The 18,787-nt window shown below is 32.9% G+C and carries 19 protein-coding genes; 8 read left to right on the forward strand and 11 right to left on the reverse strand.

Going from position 1 to position 18,787, the window contains the following annotated elements; translation table 11 throughout:
- Positions 1-192: 192 nt before the first annotated feature.
- From thrS to rplT, 4 genes are all read left to right on the forward strand, one after another.
- Positions 193-2,133 (forward strand): threonine--tRNA ligase, encoded by a 1,941-nt coding sequence (gene thrS / locus BP92_RS0111040; protein WP_026726125.1) that lies wholly within the window; start codon positions 193-195, stop codon positions 2,131-2,133.
- A gap of 28 nt (positions 2,134-2,161) precedes the next feature.
- Entirely contained in the window at positions 2,162-2,710 is a 549-nt protein-coding gene (gene infC / locus BP92_RS0111045) for a translation initiation factor IF-3 (RefSeq protein WP_084329735.1), read from the forward strand.
- A gap of 95 nt (positions 2,711-2,805) precedes the next feature.
- Positions 2,806-3,003, forward strand: coding sequence for a 50S ribosomal protein L35 (gene rpmI / locus BP92_RS0111050; protein WP_026726127.1), 198 nt, complete (start codon positions 2,806-2,808; stop codon positions 3,001-3,003).
- 133 nt (positions 3,004-3,136) lie between these two features.
- Positions 3,137-3,481: a 50S ribosomal protein L20 gene (gene rplT, locus BP92_RS0111055; RefSeq protein ID WP_026726128.1), complete on the forward strand. Its 345-nt coding sequence runs from the start codon at positions 3,137-3,139 to the stop codon at positions 3,479-3,481.
- 119 nt (positions 3,482-3,600) lie between these two features.
- Here the strand turns inward: rplT and BP92_RS0111060 are convergent, their stop codons facing one another.
- Positions 3,601-4,176, reverse strand: a complete 576-nt coding sequence (locus BP92_RS0111060) for a hypothetical protein (RefSeq protein ID WP_026726129.1) — start codon at positions 4,174-4,176, stop codon at positions 3,601-3,603.
- Between the two features lie 139 nt (positions 4,177-4,315).
- On the opposite strand from BP92_RS0111060, the gene rlmF reads away from it, so the two are divergent.
- Together rlmF and BP92_RS0111070 are read left to right on the forward strand one after the other, a co-directional pair.
- Positions 4,316-5,221 (forward strand): 23S rRNA (adenine(1618)-N(6))-methyltransferase RlmF, encoded by a 906-nt coding sequence (gene rlmF / locus BP92_RS0111065; RefSeq protein ID WP_026726130.1) that lies wholly within the window; start codon positions 4,316-4,318, stop codon positions 5,219-5,221.
- A 114-nt stretch (positions 5,222-5,335) separates the two neighbouring features.
- Positions 5,336-5,797, forward strand: coding sequence for a DUF1569 domain-containing protein (locus BP92_RS0111070; protein ID WP_035693346.1), 462 nt, complete (start codon positions 5,336-5,338; stop codon positions 5,795-5,797).
- 6 nt (positions 5,798-5,803) lie between these two features.
- On the opposite strand, the gene BP92_RS17045 is transcribed toward BP92_RS0111070, so the two are convergent.
- From BP92_RS17045 to tgt, 10 genes are all read right to left on the reverse strand, one after another.
- Entirely contained in the window at positions 5,804-6,178 is a 375-nt protein-coding gene (locus BP92_RS17045; RefSeq protein ID WP_150111924.1) for a hypothetical protein, read from the reverse strand.
- A 317-nt stretch (positions 6,179-6,495) separates the two neighbouring features.
- Positions 6,496-7,773 carry a hypothetical protein gene (locus tag BP92_RS0111080; RefSeq protein ID WP_026726133.1) on the reverse strand — a complete coding sequence of 426 codons (1,278 nt, stop codon included), beginning with the start codon at positions 7,771-7,773 and terminating at the stop codon, positions 6,496-6,498.
- A 352-nt stretch (positions 7,774-8,125) separates the two neighbouring features.
- On the reverse strand, positions 8,126-8,812 hold the full coding sequence (locus tag BP92_RS0111085) for a response regulator transcription factor (RefSeq protein WP_026726134.1): 687 nt from the start codon (positions 8,810-8,812) through the stop codon (positions 8,126-8,128).
- Between the two features lie 94 nt (positions 8,813-8,906).
- On the reverse strand, positions 8,907-9,605 hold the full coding sequence (locus BP92_RS16170) for a sensor histidine kinase (protein WP_245598379.1): 699 nt from the start codon (positions 9,603-9,605) through the stop codon (positions 8,907-8,909).
- Between the two features lie 631 nt (positions 9,606-10,236).
- Positions 10,237-10,545, reverse strand: coding sequence for a hypothetical protein (locus BP92_RS0111100; protein WP_026726136.1), 309 nt, complete (start codon positions 10,543-10,545; stop codon positions 10,237-10,239).
- A gap of 99 nt (positions 10,546-10,644) precedes the next feature.
- Positions 10,645-12,192: a replicative DNA helicase gene (dnaB, locus tag BP92_RS0111105; RefSeq protein ID WP_026726137.1), complete on the reverse strand. Its 1,548-nt coding sequence runs from the start codon at positions 12,190-12,192 to the stop codon at positions 10,645-10,647.
- Between the two features lie 143 nt (positions 12,193-12,335).
- Positions 12,336-13,289, reverse strand: a complete 954-nt coding sequence (locus tag BP92_RS0111110) for an acetyl-CoA carboxylase carboxyltransferase subunit alpha (protein ID WP_026726138.1) — start codon at positions 13,287-13,289, stop codon at positions 12,336-12,338.
- 71 nt (positions 13,290-13,360) lie between these two features.
- A complete protein-coding gene (locus BP92_RS0111115) occupies positions 13,361-14,248 on the reverse strand; it encodes a DMT family transporter (RefSeq protein WP_026726139.1) in 888 nt (295 codons plus the stop codon).
- Positions 14,235-15,326, reverse strand: a complete 1,092-nt coding sequence (locus tag BP92_RS0111120) for an LptF/LptG family permease (RefSeq protein ID WP_026726140.1) — start codon at positions 15,324-15,326, stop codon at positions 14,235-14,237. The genes BP92_RS0111115 and BP92_RS0111120 overlap by 14 nt, the downstream gene beginning before the upstream one ends.
- Positions 15,327-15,335: 9 nt before the next feature.
- Positions 15,336-16,466, reverse strand: coding sequence for a tRNA guanosine(34) transglycosylase Tgt (tgt, locus tag BP92_RS0111125; protein WP_026726141.1), 1,131 nt, complete (start codon positions 16,464-16,466; stop codon positions 15,336-15,338).
- A gap of 340 nt (positions 16,467-16,806) precedes the next feature.
- Between tgt and BP92_RS0111130 the strand changes: the two genes are divergently transcribed.
- Both BP92_RS0111130 and BP92_RS0111135 read left to right on the forward strand, forming a co-directional pair.
- Positions 16,807-17,652 (forward strand): transketolase, encoded by an 846-nt coding sequence (locus BP92_RS0111130; protein WP_026726142.1) that lies wholly within the window; start codon positions 16,807-16,809, stop codon positions 17,650-17,652.
- Positions 17,653-17,656: 4 nt separating this feature from the next.
- Positions 17,657-18,610, forward strand: coding sequence for a transketolase family protein (locus BP92_RS0111135; RefSeq protein WP_026726143.1), 954 nt, complete (start codon positions 17,657-17,659; stop codon positions 18,608-18,610).
- Positions 18,611-18,787 lie beyond the last annotated feature (177 nt).

Raw genomic sequence — 18,787 nt, forward strand, 5'->3', positions numbered from 1 at the left:
GCCTTCGAGTGCCTCAGGCAACAAAAAAGAAAACCTCGAGCAACAAAAAAGAAAAAATTGTAGCGGACAGCGGGACTAAAAGTCTTTATGGAATGCTATATGGCTGCTTCTAATCTTTTTTAACATTATACCTTATATATATTGTATGGATTTTATTATTCGTTTATATTTGCACCTTATAAATTTTAAACAATGATAAAAGTTACTTTACCCGACGGGTCGGTTAAGGAGATGGCTCAAGGAGTTACTCCAATGGATGTTGCGAAAAGCATTAGTGAAGGTTTGGCTAGAAACGTGATTTCGGCTTCCTATAATGGTACCACTATTGAAACGACGACGACCTTAACGACGGACGGTACACTTATATTATATACATGGAATGACAAAGAGGGTAAAAAAGCTTTTTGGCATTCGACTTCGCACGTGATGGCGCAAGCTTTGGAAGAAATTTTCCCTGGAATTAAATTAACACTTGGACCTGCGATTGATAATGGTTTCTATTACGATGTGGATTTTGGTGATAAAAAAATTACGGATGCGGATTTCAAAAAGATTGAAGACCGTGTGTTAGAAATTTCGAGAGAGAAGCATGAATTTAAAATGCGTTCGGTTTCTAAAGCGGAAGCATTGGAGGTTTATAAAAATAATGAGTACAAAACCGAATTGATTTCGAATTTAGAAGACGGAACCATTACGTTCTGCGATCATTCGAACTTCTTTGATTTGTGTCGTGGTGGTCATATTCCGAATACAGGAATTATCAAAGCGATGAAAATTTTATCGGTAGCGGGTGCTTACTGGAGAGGTGATGAAAAGAACAAGCAGTTAACTCGTGTTTACGGAATTTCGTTCCCAAAACAAAAAGACTTAACAGATTACCTAGAATTATTAGAAGAAGCAAAACGCAGAGACCATAGAAAATTAGGAAAAGAATTAGAATTATTCCATTTTTCACAAAAAGTAGGTCAAGGTTTACCTTTATGGTTACCAAAAGGTGCTGCTTTACGCGATAGATTAGAGCAATTCTTGAAAAAAGCACAGAAAAAAGCAGGTTACGAGCAAGTAGTAACGCCTCACATTGGGATGAAAGACTTGTATGTGACTTCTGGCCACTATGCTAAATATGGAGCGGATAGTTTCCAACCGATTCATACACCAGCGGAAGGTGAAGAGTTCTTGTTAAAACCGATGAACTGTCCACACCACTGCGAGATTTATAACGCTAGACCTTGGTCATATAAAGATTTACCAAAGCGTTATGCTGAATTTGGAACAGTATATCGCTATGAGCAATCAGGTGAATTGCATGGTTTGACTCGTGTTAGAGGATTTACTCAGGATGATGCGCATATTTTCTGTACGCCTGACCAATTGGATGCGGAGTTCAAAAATGTAATCGACTTGGTATTGTATGTTTTTGGTTCGTTAGGATTTGAAAACTTCACGGCTCAGGTTTCGGTTCGTGATTTAGATAATCCGGATAAATATATAGGTAGCGTTGAAAACTGGGAAAAAGCAGAAAATGCAATTATCAGTGCAGCGAAAGATAAAGGATTAAATTATGTGATTGAAGCTGGTGAAGCGGCTTTCTATGGTCCGAAATTGGATTTCATGGTAAAAGATGCTTTAGGCAGAAGTTGGCAATTAGGAACTATTCAGGTAGATTACAATTTACCAGAGCGTTTTGAATTGTCATATAAAGGTGCTGATGACAAGTTGCATCGCCCAGTTATGATTCACCGAGCACCTTTTGGATCAATGGAACGTTTTATCGCTATTTTATTGGAACACACAGCAGGAAATTTCCCAATCTGGTTGATGCCAGAGCAGGCTATAATCTTGTCTTTGAGTGAGAAATATGAAAATTATGCGAAAAAAGTTTTAGATTTGCTAGAAATTCACGAAATTCGCGCCCTAATTGACAACCGAAACGAAACAATCGGTAAGAAAATTAGAGAAGCGGAGATGAACAAATATCCGTTTATGCTGATTGTTGGCGAGGAAGAAGAGAAAAACGGAACGATTTCTGTGAGACAACGCGGACAAGAAGGAAAAGGAAATATATCGGTTACTATTGAGCAATTTGCGGCAATGATAAACGAAGAAATCAATAAAACATTAAAACAATTTTAAGTTTAACTAAAATCTTAAAGCCATAGCAATTAGAAACAACAGAGGTTTTCAACCTCGCGAAGAGAAAAAAGCAGCGCACCGTATCAACAATTTGATTCGTGTTCCTGAAGTACGTTTAGTAGGCGAAAACATTGAGCCTGGAGTTTACAAAATAGCGGAAGCCCTTCGTTTAGCTGAAGAGCAAGAAGTTGATTTGGTAGAAATTTCTCCAAATGCTGAGCCACCCGTTTGTAAATTGATGGATTATGGTAAGTTTTTGTACCAACAAAAGAAGAGAGATAAAGAACTTAAAGCAAAATCTACTCAGATTGTAATTAAGGAGATTCGTTTTGGACCTCAAACAGATGAGCATGATTATGAGTTTAAGAAAAAGAATGCCCTTAAGTTTTTACAAGATGGTGCTAAATTAAAAGCATTTGTATTCTTTAAAGGACGTTCGATTATCTACAAAGAGCAAGGACAAATTTTATTGTTACGTTTGGCTCAAGAATTGGAAGAATATGGTAAAGTAGAAGCCATGCCAGTTTTAGAAGGAAAACGTATGATTATGTACATTGCTCCGAAAAAGAAAAAGTAAGCAGTTAGCAGTCGCAGTGTTCAGTAGTTAATCTGAAAACAGAGACTGAAAACTAAAAAATAATAAGTAAGATAGATTATAAATACAGGAAGAAAATGCCTAAAATGAAAACAAAATCTAGTGCTAAGAAACGATTCAAAGTTACTGGTTCTGGAAAGATCAAAAGAAAACACGCTTTTAAAAGTCACATTTTGACTAAAAAATCTAAAAAGCGTAAATTAGCTTTAACTCACTCTACATTGGTTCACCCAACAGACGAGAGAAGCATTAAACAACAATTGAATATTATTTAATTCGTTGTTTGGTTAAAACAATTTAGTAACCCTGGAGTGGGCTGAACGAAGTAAAAAGTACAAAGTAAAAAGTACAAAGTGCGGAGTTTATAAGTGTTGAGAAACCGCCTTACTGCAAAAAACATTTAAAATTATGCCAAGAGCAACAAATTCAGTAGCTACTAAAGCTAGAAAAAAAAGAGTATTAAAACAAGCCAAAGGTTTCTTTGGAAGACGTAAAAACGTTTGGACTGTAGCTAAAAACGCGGTAGAAAAAGCAATGGCTTATGCTTACCGTGATAGAAAACAAAACAAAAGAAATTTCCGTGCTTTATGGATTACGCGTATCAATGCTGGTGCACGTTTACATGGTATGAGTTATTCTCAATTTATGGGAAAAGTAAAAGCTAACAATATCGAATTGAACCGTAAAGTTCTTGCTGATTTAGCTATGAACCACCCAGCTGCTTTCACAGCTATCGTTAACAAAATTAAATAATTACGTCTAACTCAGTTTATCTTACTTATATATTAAACCCCGATGAAAATCGGGGTTTTTTATTTGTAATAAGTTTGATTGTGGGCACGGAATGCAATTCCGCGCAAGCGGGCGGTTTTTTATTCACAATGTGCACATAGTAAATTATATGTACTTATTGAACCACCAACTTGTCTACTTTTAAAATATTCTTTTTCTATTTTTACTTTAGTATCAAAATCATAGCAATTCAATTCATTACTTTTATTACAAGTCGAAAAAATATAATACGGCATTTTGCAACAAATCCAATTATTATTTGGTTCAATTTTAATAATACCTTTTTTGATTAAGGATTCTATTTCTTTTTGATTTTTTTTCTTACTTAAAGGTTTTTCAAAATCATAGAAAATTACATCTAAACCATTAATTTTTTTATAAATAAAATCATTTTTGATTCGAAAAGGAATACAAGATTCTGTTAATTCAATAATTCTGCCAGATCTTCCTATTTCTTGAGTACAAATCAAAAGTTTACTTTCTTTATTTTTAAGATTTAAAATTGTATCACATATTTTTTTAGAGTTAATTACAAAATTTGAAAGCGATTCTAAATTATCAATTGTCTTTATTCCTTTCCTTTCTGAATTATTACAAGAAAAAAATAAAAATATTATGAAGAGTACTATTGTGATAATTGATATTTTTTTTGACATTTTTTTGAATTAAAATTACCATTCGCTTAACGTATTATCAAATATAAGAAATTTAATTCAAAACATTAAAAACCATCCTAAAACACAATCATTCATTATTCCACAGAATTCAATACCTTTACACTTTAAAAACAATACTTTGAATACTACCAAAACCATAACCGGCTTTCATCCGAAAAACAAATATCACGGCAATTACGATTTTAAAACTTTAATCCAATCTAATCCAGATTTAGCGCCATTTGTTGCGGTAAATGAATATGGAACCGAAACGATTGATTTTGCGAATCCTGATGCGGTGAAAATGTTAAACAAAGCGTTGTTGTTGCATTATTATGGTTTGAAAAACTGGGATATTCCAAAAGGATTTCTTTGTCCACCCATTCCAGGACGAGCAGAATATATTCATCAAGTTGCCGATATTTTGGAAGATACATATGGCACGCTTCAAACCAAGCATAAAATTCGCATTTTAGATATCGGAATTGGGGCGAATTGTATTTATCCAATTATTGGTGTGTCGGAATACGATTGGCGCTTTGTGGGTAGCGAAGTTGATAAACAAGCTTTTGAAGCGGCTCAGGAAAATATCAATTCAAATCAGAAATTAAAAGAAAACGTTACGTTGCGATTGCAAACTTCTAAACGAAATATTTTCAAAAATATCATTCTTCCAGAAGATCAATTTGATATGACGATTTGTAATCCGCCTTTCCATAGTTCAAAGGAAGAAGCGAATAAAGGTACGATTCGAAAAAACAAGAATTTAGGTATTGAAGATTCGAAGAAACCAACGTTAAACTTTGGTGGCGTAAATAACGAGTTATGGTGCGAAGGTGGCGAACTAACATTCATCAGTAATATGATATATGAAAGCGTGCATTTTAAATCGCAATGCAAATGGTTTTCATCTTTAGTTTCTAAAAAAGATAATTTGAAACCCTTGCTTTCACATCTTAAAAAAGTAAAAGCAACCTACCAAATTACAGAAATGAAACACGGGAATAAAGTGAGTAGAATTTTGTTTTGGACGTTTAAGGAGTAATAGGTTTTAAATTTTTTCAATAGTTCTCGATACATTTTGTATTTATAAATCTTAGGATTTAGAAATACAAAACACTCGAAGTGACGTAAGAGTAATATATTAACAAATAACATTATGCAAGAATTACATAAGCTTTTAGATCAATTAGAATCGGATATTTCGTCTTTTGAGAAAGTGAATTTAGCGGTTTCTTCGGGAAGTGTGGGTTGGCATATTGCGCATAGCTTAAAAACGATTGACCAAATTGTAACGGCTTGTAAACATTCAAATCCGTCGGAATATCAATGGCATTTTAATTTTAAACGCTTTTTGATTATGTCAGTAGCGAAAAAGATTCCAAGAGGAAAAGCAAAAGCTCCAAAAATCGTAAGACCTGAAGGTGATATTTCTCCTGAAACTTTGGCTTTAAGTTTAGAAAAAGTGAGAGAAAATATTAAGGATTGGAAAAGTTTGGATAAAAATGCTCATTTTCCGCATCCGTTTTTTGGAATTTTAAATAAGAAAGAGACGGAAAAATTCTTGATATTACACACCAGACATCATGTAATGATTATAAAGGATATCCTCAAAAGTTAGTTCCTTTTATAAATCTCCTAATAAAACATCGTCTTCTTCATTATCGTTTTTATGTAATTTAGAAGTAAAAAAAGCATATTCTCTATATATCATAAATTGAAATATGATATAAAAAACGGTATTGAAAATCCAAATATCAATATGAGGATTTTCAATTAAAACCAATTCTAGATTCCCATAAAGAAAAATAGACACACTACAAAGAAGGTATAAAATCAATCCAATTGAAAAATTATAGTAATAATGTACCTTATCCATTTCTTTATAAATGAAATAAAAAGCATATACAACTAAAATAAAGGATGTTGCTATAATTTCGTATTCATTAAACCTCCAAAACAAACTCGGGTCAAAAATGTACATGACTGCTAAAATCGTCATTTGAATTAGATAAACAAACAAGATAATTTTACTTATAAAATTACTTCCAATAAGTTTATGATAGAGATAACTCAAAAAAGTAAATTGAAAAATGAAATAAAAGTGAGATATAAAAAAATTCGAATTGGGCTTTAAAATTCCAATAACATGACAAGCTACTTCAATAATAGAAAGAGTAACTAAATAAATTAAAAAAACTTTTGAAATTTGTTTTTTAATCTGACTATTTCTCAAAAAAAGAATCGTATTGAAAACTAAAAAAAATAATCCCAATAGACTAATAACAAAAGAAAATAAATATTTGTTTTCCATAGAAATTAGGTTTTTAGTTTTTTCTTTCTAGCCGCTGGAAAAAGTACGTTATTCAAAATCAAACGATAACCCGGAGAGTTTGGATGTAAATCTAAAACCGTAGGCGCATCTCCTACTCTATGTTGATAATCTTCTGGATCGTGACCGCCATAAAAGGTGAACATTCCTTTTCCTTTGGTTCCATGAATGTACCTTGCTTCTCCATTGATTTTACATTCACCCATCACTAAAACATTCGATTTTATTTTTTCAGCATCAAAAGCAGTAGTTTGTCCCATAAAGCCTTTTACTAATTGCGTATGATTTTGGCATAACATGGTAGGAATTGGATCCCATTTTGCCGAATATTCCATCAAAGTGAAGTAGTCTTTATCCATAGAAAAAGCGCCTTTTCCGTGTTGCTCTGTAGTATCAATATCGGAAAATTCGTAAACCATTGGATTACGAACTAAAGTATAATCTTTGAAAGCAAACGTACTGGTGTAATCTATTTTAGCTTGATAATTGGCATCGGAATCATCTCCATCAAACATGGGTTCACAAATATCAACACCTTCTGCTGAAAGCGCAATATCAAAACTATCGGTTGCCGAACACATCGCAAACATGAAGCCGCCACCAATTACAAAATCTCTGATTTTTTTTGCAACAGCCAACTTTTCTTCCGAAACTTTATTGTAACCTAACTTCTTTGCCAAAGCTTCAGCATCAGCTTTTTGTTGGATGTACCATGGAGTGCTTCTGTAATTTCCAAAAAACTTACCATATTGCCCTGTAAAATCCTCGTGATGTAAATGCAACCAATCGTACAATAATAGTTGGTCAGACAAAACTTCTTCATCGTAAATTTCGGTGTATGGAATTTCGGCATACGTTAACACCATGGTTACGGCATCGTCCCAAGGTTGTTTTCCTTTTGGAGTATATACCGCAATTTTAGGAGCTTTTTCCAAAACTACCGTTTCCATATTTTGCGATGGCGAACTGATATCTTCTAAAATTGAATTCGTTGCTGCATCAGATAATACTTCAAAAGTTACGCCTCTAATTTGACATTCTTTTCTGATTTCTGGAGCATCAGGTAATAAAAACGAGCCGCCTCTGTAGTTTAACAACCAACTTACTTTATAACTTTTATCTAAAGCCCAATAGGTAATTCCGTATGCTTTTAAGTGATTTTGTTGACCTTCAGCTTCCATTGGCAACAACACAAAAGCTGCTTTACTCGAAAAAGAGCAAAGTAAAAAAAATATAATATATAAGCTGAGCGCTTTAGATTTCATAGGTTACGGATATAATCGACTAATTTAAAACATTTCTAGGAAAAATCATTTATCGAAATGTTAAAGTAGTACCCCCGTAAAAATACCTGGTTACCCCCGTAAAAATACCTGGTTTGAAAATCAGGTATTTTTACTCTTACACAAGAATATTTTTTATTATAGTTTTACAAATATCAAAATAAGAAAGAAAGATGAACACCAACAGTAGTAATTTATCGTTAATAAACTCGAAAGAAATGAAATTGTTAAAAAGAATCGGATATATAGTGCTTATTATAACTATCCTGGTGTATTTTGTTTTAGTTTTTCAATTCTGTAGAATTTATTAATTTGCAGTATTAAAAAAAACAAATTAAGACTCAATATCAGTATTAGAGTCTTCTAAGTTGATGATTTTGTTTTGTATGGCAAAAATGACTAATCCTGCCATATTTTTAGAGTTTGTTTTTAACAAAAGGTTATTTCTGTGACCATCAACTGTTCTCGTGCTTAGGCTTAGCATTTCTCCAATTTCAGCCGAACTGTATTGTTTGCATATCAATTCCAATACTTCTTTTTCTCTTTCTGTTAAGAAATCTTCATCTAAAACGGTTCTTGAAGTCGCATTCGAAATCATATTTTGATGAATTACTTCCATCACGATTTCATTATAGTAAAAACCTTTTTGTGCTACTTCGTTAACAGTTTTAATCATATCTAGTGGCGAAGCATTCTTAACTAAATACGATGCTGCACCCACGTTAATCATGTTCGCAATGAATGATTTTGTGTTGTAACTTGTTAAAGCTATGATTCTAATAGCTGGAAAATCTTTATGAATAAGTTTTGTTGCTTCCACTCCATTCAATAATGGCATTTTTAAATCCATCATGATAATATCTGGAAGTTCTGTTGTAGTTTTTAAATGTTCAACTAATTCACTTCCGTTAGAAGCTTCGAAAATAATTTCAAAATTAGGCTCGCGCTGAAGTAAGAAATAGATTCCTTTTCTGAATAGCTCTTCATCGTCCGCTAAAATAATTTTAATTTTATTTTCCATTAGTTGAAATTAAACACCATTTTTACTCCTTTGTTTGGTTTTGAAGTGAAATTGAAATCTCCTCCTAAGAAGTTAATTCTACTTTCAATGTTCTTCATTCCCAAACCTTTTTGATTTTCTTCACTTGAACTATCAAAACCCAATCCGTTATCACTATAAGTACAGGTTTTTGGTAATCGAAAATAGTAAATTGAATTGAAATTTCAGTAGCTTTTCCGTGTCGAAGCGAATTATTTAACAATTCTTGAAGAATGCGAAATATATGTAAATGTTTTTCAACAGGATAGCTTTCGAAGTCAATTTGGTTTTCGTACGAAACTTTAACAGTTTTGGTGCTATTAAACTCTTCTACGAGTTCTTCAATTCCGGCATGAAGTCCAAATTTCTCTAAAACTGGTGGTAATAAGTCGTGCGCAATACGTCTTGAATTCTCCAATGCCTTTTGCGTTAAATCGATGATATTATTAGTGATTTCTAGTTGTTCGCTTTCGTTTAGATTGGGAGTTTTTAATAAATGACTATTTAAAGAAACTACATTCAATTTCGAACTAATATCGTCATGTAAGTCTTGAGCAATGCGTTTACGCTCTTCTTCTTGAGTTATTAAAACCGAGTTAAGAAGTTCTTTTTGATGTTCAATTTCTAAGTTTTTTTTATCAACTTCAATTTGAACGATTTTTTTTCTAGAAAAATAGAAAAATAAAATCAGTACTAAAAACATGGATATAAAAGCAAGTAGTACAAAAAATACTGCTTGGATTATTTCACTATTTTCTAAATTAATTGCGTTCATCTTTATTAAAATAAATTAACTTCCATTGGTAAAAGAAGAATCCAAATTTTATGTATTGTAACGTAATGTTTAAATTAACCATCAAATCATTTATTTTCTCTTCAAGATCAAAAACAGAAAGTAATCTGTAAAATAAAAAAATAAAAGTACTTGTAAATAAATAAAACAATAAGCCAAGATTCCCATAATAAAAATCTGATTTTTCCCCAAGATTATTATACAAATGCATACTTGAATAAACAATCAAAGGCATTGTTGTTAAATATGTTTCTAATAGATTATATTCAAAAAACAAATTAGGATCTATAAGATAACGTGCTAATAAAAATATTGGAAGTACAATTAGAATAATATAGACGGTAAATAATTGTGCTCTTGTTTTTAACAATAAAGAAAAAAAATAACTTAAGATTACAAATTGAAACAATTCATAAAAATGTTGCATAAAAACATTGTAAATTCTGAACCAGCTATACAATTTTGAACTAATAAAATCAATTACTAGAACACCAACAAGATATATTGTAAAAATCTTATAGACTTTTCCGTTCCTGAAAAAGCCTATAAGATAAAGTAAGCATAATATTGCTGACGTTATGTATAAATAATATGAAGGTTTCAATACTATCTACTATGGATTATAAAGAGGACTCGTTGGATCACAATTCTTTGGACAAGGTTGTGTATTGTCATAAATTAAGTGATTAGCATCTATTAAATCTTTTCCATCAGCATCAACGCCTACAAACATTAATTTTTGTGTTCCTGTTGTGTCAACTCCCATATAAGCTCTCACATTAACAACACCTTCTGTTGCTAATAATTCTGATAAGGCTTCGCCTGGAATTAAATGACCTTTTGCTAAATCTTCTGGAGGATTGGTTCTCCATGATGATGCCCATTCTTTGGCTTCATCGAGAGTAATTGTAAAATCAGACATATTTTGAGGTTTTTTATAATTGAATTATAAATGTAGTAAAAAAAGTAATAAAAAAAAACAGGCTAATTGCCTGTTTTACTATTTTATCTATTTTTCTTACTAAAAAGGAACATCTGAATCATCATCATATGAATTCATGGTGCTACCAAAAGCTTCATTTGGTGTTGGTAAATTTGGAGTGATGAATGGATTACTATCGTCTAGATTCATTTTAGATGGTAATGCATCAAATGGTGAACTAAAATCATCTAAATTATCAAACTTTCCTAAGTTACCAATGAATTTCAATCGGATGTTATCTAAACCACCATTACGGTGTTTTGCTACGATAAATTCGGCTTGACCTTGAGTTGGAGAACGTTCTTCATCATCCCATTCGTCAATTTTATAATATTCTGGACGATAAATAAACGATACGATATCGGCATCTTGCTCAATTGCTCCTGATTCCCTTAAGTCAGAAAGTAATGGACGTTTACTAGAACCACGAGTTTCTACGGCACGTGATAACTGTGAAAGTGCAATTACTGGAACGTTCAACTCTTTTGCTAATGCTTTTAAATTTCGAGAAATAGTTGAAATTTCTTGCTCACGATTTCCTCCTCCTTTTCCGTTTCCACCTGCTGTCATTAATTGAAGGTAATCGATTACAATCATTTTGATGCCATATTGAGATGAAAGACGTCTTGCTTTTGCACGTAAATCAAAAATCGATAATGATGGTGTATCATCAATAAACAAAGGAGCTTTTTCTAAGTCTTTCACTTTGATAGACAACTGCTCCCATTCGTGTTTTTCTAATTTTCCGGTTCTTAATTTCTCCGATGACAATCCGGTTTCAGATGAAATCAAACGTGTAATTAACTGTACAGAAGACATCTCTAATGAAAAAAAGGCTACTGGCGCACCATAATCGATAGCCATATTTCGAGCCATTGATAAGGTGAAAGCCGTTTTACCCATACCGGGACGAGCCGCCACAATAATTAAATCTGAAGGTTGCCATCCAGAAGTTAATTTATCTAAATTGTGAAATCCTGTTGGAATTCCACTCAAACCTTCTTTTCCAGCAATTTCTTCAATACGTTTTTTGGCTTGAATTACTAAACTTTGCGCGGTTTCCGAACTACGTTTGATATTTCCTTGCGTTACTTCGTATAATTTTGATTCCGCTTTATCTAATAAATCAAAGACATCGGTAGATTCATCATACGATTCTTCAATAATTTCGCTTGAAATTTTAATCAAACTTCTTTGGATGAATTTTTGAAGAATAATACGTGAGTGAAACTCAATGTGAGCCGAAGATGATATCTTTTGCGTTAACTGAATCAAGTAAAAATCACCACCTGAAAGTTCTAGTTTTCCGTTTTTCTTTAATTGAGCCGAAACGGTTAATAAGTCGATAGGCTGTGTTTCGTTAAACAACTGAACAATAGCCTCAAAAATGTACTTGTGTGCGTCTTTATAAAAGGCGTCTGGTTGTAAAATATCAATTACTTCATCTACCCCTTTTTTATCAATCATCATGGCACCAAGTACCGCTTCTTCTAGGTCTAACGCCTGAGGAGGTAGTTTTCCTTTTTCCAAATTGATAATCGTAGTTTTATCTACTTTTATCGGGTTCATATTTCTGACATTTTCCATATTGCGAAGTTAACCAAAATTTACAAAAAAACGTTTTGAGTTCTTAATACTCAACTGTTAATAACTTAAAAAAAGTGTTGATAAGCCAAAAAAAATCCGAAACTTGTGGCTTCGGATTTTTATTTATAATTGGAAATAAGTGATTACTCTTTGAATTCACCCATTTTGCTATATTTATCCATTCGTTTTGCCACTAAATCTTTTGTTGATAAATCTTTTAACTCATTAAAAGCTTTAGTTACATACTCAGCAACCGATTTAAATGTCGTTTCTTTGTCGTAGTGAGCTCCGCCTAGAGGTTCTGGAATAATATCATCGATTAACTTCTGTTTTTTCATATCGAATGAAGTTAATTTTAAAGCTTCAGCAGCTTGTTCTTTATATTCCCAACTTCTCCATAAGATTGACGAACACGATTCTGGAGAAATTACAGAGTACCAAGTGTTTTCTAACATATATACTCTATCTCCTACTCCAATTCCTAATGCTCCACCCGAAGCTCCTTCTCCAATAATAATTGAAATAATAGGCGTTTTCAAACGAGCCATTTCGAAAATGTTTCTTGCAATAGCTTCTCCTTGCCCTCTTTCTTCCGCTTCTAAACCTGGATAAGCTCCAGGAGTGTCGATTAATGTTAAAACAGGAAGATTGAATTTCTCTGCCATTTTCATTAAACGTAATGCTTTACGATATCCTTCTGGATTTGCCATCCCGAAGTTTCTATATTGGCGCATTTTAGTATTAATACCTTTTTGCTGTCCAATAATCATGAAAGATTGTCCGTTGATTTGACCTAAACCTCCCACCATGGCTTTATCATCTTTGAAATTTCTATCTCCAAAAAGTTCTAAAAACGTTCCATTAGTAATATTAGTAATATGTTCTAATGTATAAGGACGATTTGGATGACGTGATAATTGTACACGTTGCCAAGCGGTAAGGTTTTTGTATATTTTTTTCTTAGTTTCTTCTAATTTCTTCTCAATTTGTTTGCATGTATTCGATACATCCACATCTGATTCTTGACCAATGATTTCACATTTATCTAATTGGTCTTCAAGCTCTTTAATTGGTAATTCAAAATCTAAATATTCCATAATCGGTTTATTAGGGTTTGTGTTTGTTGCTACAAAGATAAAATTTTCAATTAACTTTAGTAAACTAATCGTTAATTAGTTGTTACTTTTTTATAACTTTTTACAATTCCGTTAGCTATAACAGTGGCTAGAATTATGATAGCACCTACATAAAACAAAGGGGTCATTTCTTCTCCATCTTTAAATATTAGCAACGCTAAAATGATTCCGTAAATAGGTTCTAGGTTAATGGTTAACATTACCGTAAAAGGACTTAAAAACTTCATTACTTTAACCGATGCCGAAAACGCATAAGCTGTACAAATGGATGATAACAAGAACAGCCAAATCAAATCATTGATTGAAATTGCAAAGAAAGCAGGCGTAAAACTTCCAGCAAAGAATAAATAAATACTAATAAAGAAGACACCGCTTGATAATTCGTAAAGCGAGATGATATTAGGGTCGTATTCTTTAGCATATTTTCCGTTTATAACCGAAAATAATGCTGATAAAAATGCGGAGGTTACTGCTAAATAAATTCCCGTAGTGTATTTGGCCTCTACATTAAAGATGATTCCTAGACCTACAACTACAATGATTCCAAAAAGCAATTCATACCAAATAACTTTTCTTTTGTAAAAAATAGGTTCTAAAATGGACGCAAAAAATGCACCAGTTGACAAACAAGCTAAAGTAATGGATACATTTGAAACTTTAATAGCTTGATAAAATGTAAGCCAATGTGCTGCAATGATAATTCCGCAAACAATGAATCCAATTAAAACATTAAAAGGAACTTTCATTTTTTCTTTATTAAAAAGCACTACAAAAGTCATGATTACAGATGCAAAAAGCATTCGATACCAAACCAAATCTAAGGCTTCTAAAGAAATTAATTTACCAAGGATGGCTGTAAATCCCCAAATAAATACAATTACATGAAGATGTAAATAGCTTTTTAGATTATCGTTTTGCATTGCGTAATAAATAAGCAGCTAAAATTCCGAAAACAATATTTGGAAACCATACCGCTAAAAACGGAGGAATACTTGATTTTTCGGCTAAAGTTCCGAAAACCTTGTCAAAAAATATAAAAGTAAAGGCGATTACAATTCCGATGGCAAGATTGATTCCCATTCCTCCTCTACGCTTCATAGAAGAAACGGCAACAGCAATAATAGTTAAGATAAATGCAGAAATTGGCAAACTAAACTTCTTGTAAAAAACTACTAAATAAGTATTGATGTTTGCGTTACCTCTTTCTCTTTCTTTATTAATGAAAGCATTTAACTGCCCTATAGTCATGGTTTCGGCAACATAAACTACTGGCGTTAAATCATCGGGTTCAAAATCATATTCTTTTGTTATTTTTTCACTTGATGTTATCTGATCGTTAGTTTCTCCAACAATTCTTTGGTTGTAACTATATAACATATAACGTTTTGTAACATCATTGTAACGAATTCTATTAGCCGTTACTTTTTCAACCAAAACATTATCCTTAAACTTTTCAAAAGTAAAATTAAACCCTGTTTGCGATAAATAATTATAATTACTCACATAGATATTTTCCTCTATTTTTCCATCTTTTTTAATTTGTCGAAAAATATCCGAAGTTTCTCTTGTCTTATTATTATTCCCCCTTAAATATTCATATCTAAAATCATTAAATCCTTTACTAGCTTTCGGTAGTAAAAAGAAACCCATAATTAAGGAAAAAATAGAAACGATAATTGCACCAAATATAAAAGGACGAAGAAATCTTGAAAATGAAATTCCTGAACTTAAAATAGCAATAATTTCAGTATTGTTAGCTAATTTTGAAGTGAACCAAATAATAGATAAAAACAAGAAAATTGGAAACAATAAATTGGCAAAATAAATTGTAAAATCACCATAATAAACAAGAACAGCAGATATCGGAACTTTTCGCTCAATCATCCTGTTCACCTTTTCAGACACATCAATAGTAATTCCAATAGGAATAAAGAGTATCAACATTACTGAAAATGTTACTAAGTAGCGTTTTAAAATGTATTTATCTATTATTTTCATTGGCTGAATTTATAATCGTTGACTCATTTGAATCACCATTTTATCTTTCCATTCTCTAAACGTTCCGGCAATGATTTGTCTTCTAGCCTCTCGTACTAACCACATATAAAAACCTAAGTTGTGAATGGTTGCAATTTGTTTAGCCAAAAATTCATCAGCTGCAAACAAGTGTCTAAGATAAGCTTTTGAATATTCGGTATCCACCCAAGTGTGTCCCATTTCGTCAATTGGCGAAAAATCTTCAGCCCACTTTTTGTTTTTCATATTCATTGTTCCGTGAGCCGTGAATAACATTCCGTTTCTGGCGTTACGTGTTGGCATCACACAATCAAACATATCAATTCCTAACGCAATATTCTCTAAAATATTGATTGGCGTTCCTACACCCATTAAATATCTTGGTTTGTCTTCTGGAAGAATAGCGGTAACAACTTCTGTCATTGCATACATTTCTTCTGCTGGTTCTCCTACCGAAAGTCCTCCAATAGCGTTTCCTTGTGCACCAGCATTTGCAATATATTCCGCCGATTGTTCTCTTAAATCTTTATACGTACTTCCTTGAACAATTGGAAAAAACGTCTGTTCGTAACCGTATTTAAATGGTAATTTTTCTAAATGATTGATACATCTATCCAACCAACGGTGTGTCATATGCATCGAACGTTTTGCATAACGATAATCACAAGGATAAGGGGTACATTCGTCGAAAGCCATGATGATATCAGCACCAATAGTACGTTGAATTTCCATTACATTTTCAGGTGAAAAGAAATGATACGAACCATCAATGTGCGATTTGAACTTAACACCTTCTTCTTTAATTTTTCTGTTTGATGAAAGCGAATACACTTGATATCCACCAGAATCGGTTAAGATATTTCTATCCCAATTCATGAATTTATGCAAACCTCCAGCCGCTTCTAAAATTTTGGTTTGAGGTCTTAAATATAAATGATAGGTATTTCCTAAAATAATATCTGGATTAATATCGTCTCTAAGCTCACGTTGGTGTACTCCTTTTACAGAAGCCACGGTTCCTACGGGCATAAAAATTGGGGTTTCAATAACACCGTGATCGGTTGTTATTTTTCCAGCTCTGGCTTTACTTTTTGGGTCTTTGGTAATTAAATCAAACTTCATATTGTGCTTTTACGAACGGCAAAGATAATTTATTTTAGAATTTAGAAATTGGAATTTAGAATTATTTATGATAAGACATTACATTGGCACGCGGATGAAACAGATTCGCTTGTGCAAAACGCAGATTATAACTGATTTTTAATTTGAAAAAAATTAGTGACTTTGCGAGTTAAAAAACAAAATCCGTAATTTTCAGCGTTGCGAAGCATTAGTTTCATCCGCGTTCCATTACTTTTCCCCATCACAAATCAATTCTTAATAACTTCTAACAAAATGATTTGTAACACCAAAAAAATAAAATTACTTTTGCATCCAATTAACACATATATATCTTTTTATAATGTCTAACACGCAACAACTACAAGATTTTACAACACAAGTTCGAAGAGATATTCTTCGTATGGTTCATGCCGTAAATTCAGGTCACCCAGGAGGTTCTTTGGGATGTGCTGAATTTTTGGTTACCCTTTACCAAGACGTTATGAAACGTAACGAAGGTTTTGATATGAACGGAATTGGTGAAGATTTATTCTTCTTATCAAACGGACATATTTCTCCTGTTTTTTACAGTGTTTTAGCGAGAAGCGGTTACTTTTCAGTAGCAGAATTAGCAACATTCAGAAAATTAAATTCAAGATTACAAGGTCACCCAACAACTCACGAAGGTTTACCTGGAATCAGAATGGCTTCGGGTTCGTTAGGACAAGGAATGTCAGTTGCAATTGGAGCAGCGCAAGCTAAAAAATTGAACAACGACAATCATCTGGTTTTTGCTCTTTTAGGTGATGGTGAATTACAAGAAGGACAAAACTGGGAAGCAATTATGTATGCTTCTGCGAAAAAAGTAGACAACTTAATTGCGACTATCGACTTAAACGGAAAACAAATTGACGGAACTACAGACGAAGTTTTAGCAATGGGAAGCGTTAAAGCGAAGTTTGAAGCATTCGATTGGATTGTTTTAGAAATCAAAGAAGGAAACAACATTGACGCTATTAAAGCTGGTTTGACAGATGCAAAATCGAAATCAGGAAACGGAAAACCAGTTTGTATTTTATTACATACTGAAATGGGTAACGGTGTTGATTTTATGATGCACACGCACGCTTGGCACGGAAAAGCGCCAAATGATGAGCAATTAGCAAAAGCGTTAGAACAAAATGTTGAAACTTTAGGAGATTACTAGAATTATGAAAAAATATACAAATCAAGGCAGCAAAGATACCCGTTCAGGATTTGGAGCTGGAATGACTGAATTAGGTCAGAAAAACGAAAACGTAGTAGCACTTTGTGCAGATTTAATTGGATCATTAAAATTTGATGATTTCAAGAAAAACCACCCAGAGCGTTTTTTCCAAATCGGTATTGCAGAAGCGAACATGATTGGAATTGCAGCTGGATTAACGATTGGTGGTAAAATTCCTTTCACAGGAACTTTCGCTAACTTTTCTACAGGAAGAGTTTACGATCAAATTCGTCAATCGGTAGCGTATTCAGATAAGAATGTGAAGATTTGTGCTTCTCACGCTGGATTAACGCTTGGAGAAGACGGAGCAACTCACCAAATCTTAGAAGATATTGGTTTAATGAAAATGTTACCTGGAATGACCGTAATCAACACTTGCGATTACAACCAAACCAAAGCCGCAACTTTAGCTTTAGCAGATCATCATGGTCCAGCATATTTGCGTTTTGGTCGTCCAGTAGTGCCTAACTTTATGCCAGCTGACAAACCTTTCGTAATTGGAAAAGCAATCATGTTAAACGAAGGTACTGATGTTACGATTATTGCAACTGGACATTTAGTTTGGGAAGCATTAGTAGCAGCAGAAGCGTTAGAAGCAAAAGGTATTTCGGCTGAAGTAATTAATATTCACACGATTAAACCGTTAGATGAAGAAGCAATTTTAAAATCGGTGAAGAAAACAGGTTGTGTGGTTACGGCGGAAGAGCATAACATTATTGGTGGTTTAGGAGAAAGCGTTTCAAGAACGTTAGTACAAAACCATTTAGTACCACAAGAATTTGTAGCAGTAAACGATAGCTTCGGAGAAAGTGGAACACCTGACCAATTAATGGAAAAATACAAATTAAACAATCAAGCGATTGTGGAAGCAGTAGAAAGAGTTATCAAAAGAAAGTAATATTCTTTTAAATTCATATAGAAATCCTCAAGCAATTGGGGATTTTTTTGTTTAAGGGATTTGTAAATATTTTATTATATTTGGGATACGCAACTCAGCAGCGACAATCTGCCCAAATTTGGGTGTTTATGTGAAAGTTTGTTGCGCATATATGCAAGTTAGCAGATATATTATGAA

It is taken from the genome of Flavobacterium sasangense DSM 21067, assembly GCF_000686885.1.
Taxonomy (GTDB): Bacteria; Bacteroidota; Bacteroidia; order Flavobacteriales; family Flavobacteriaceae; genus Flavobacterium; species Flavobacterium sasangense.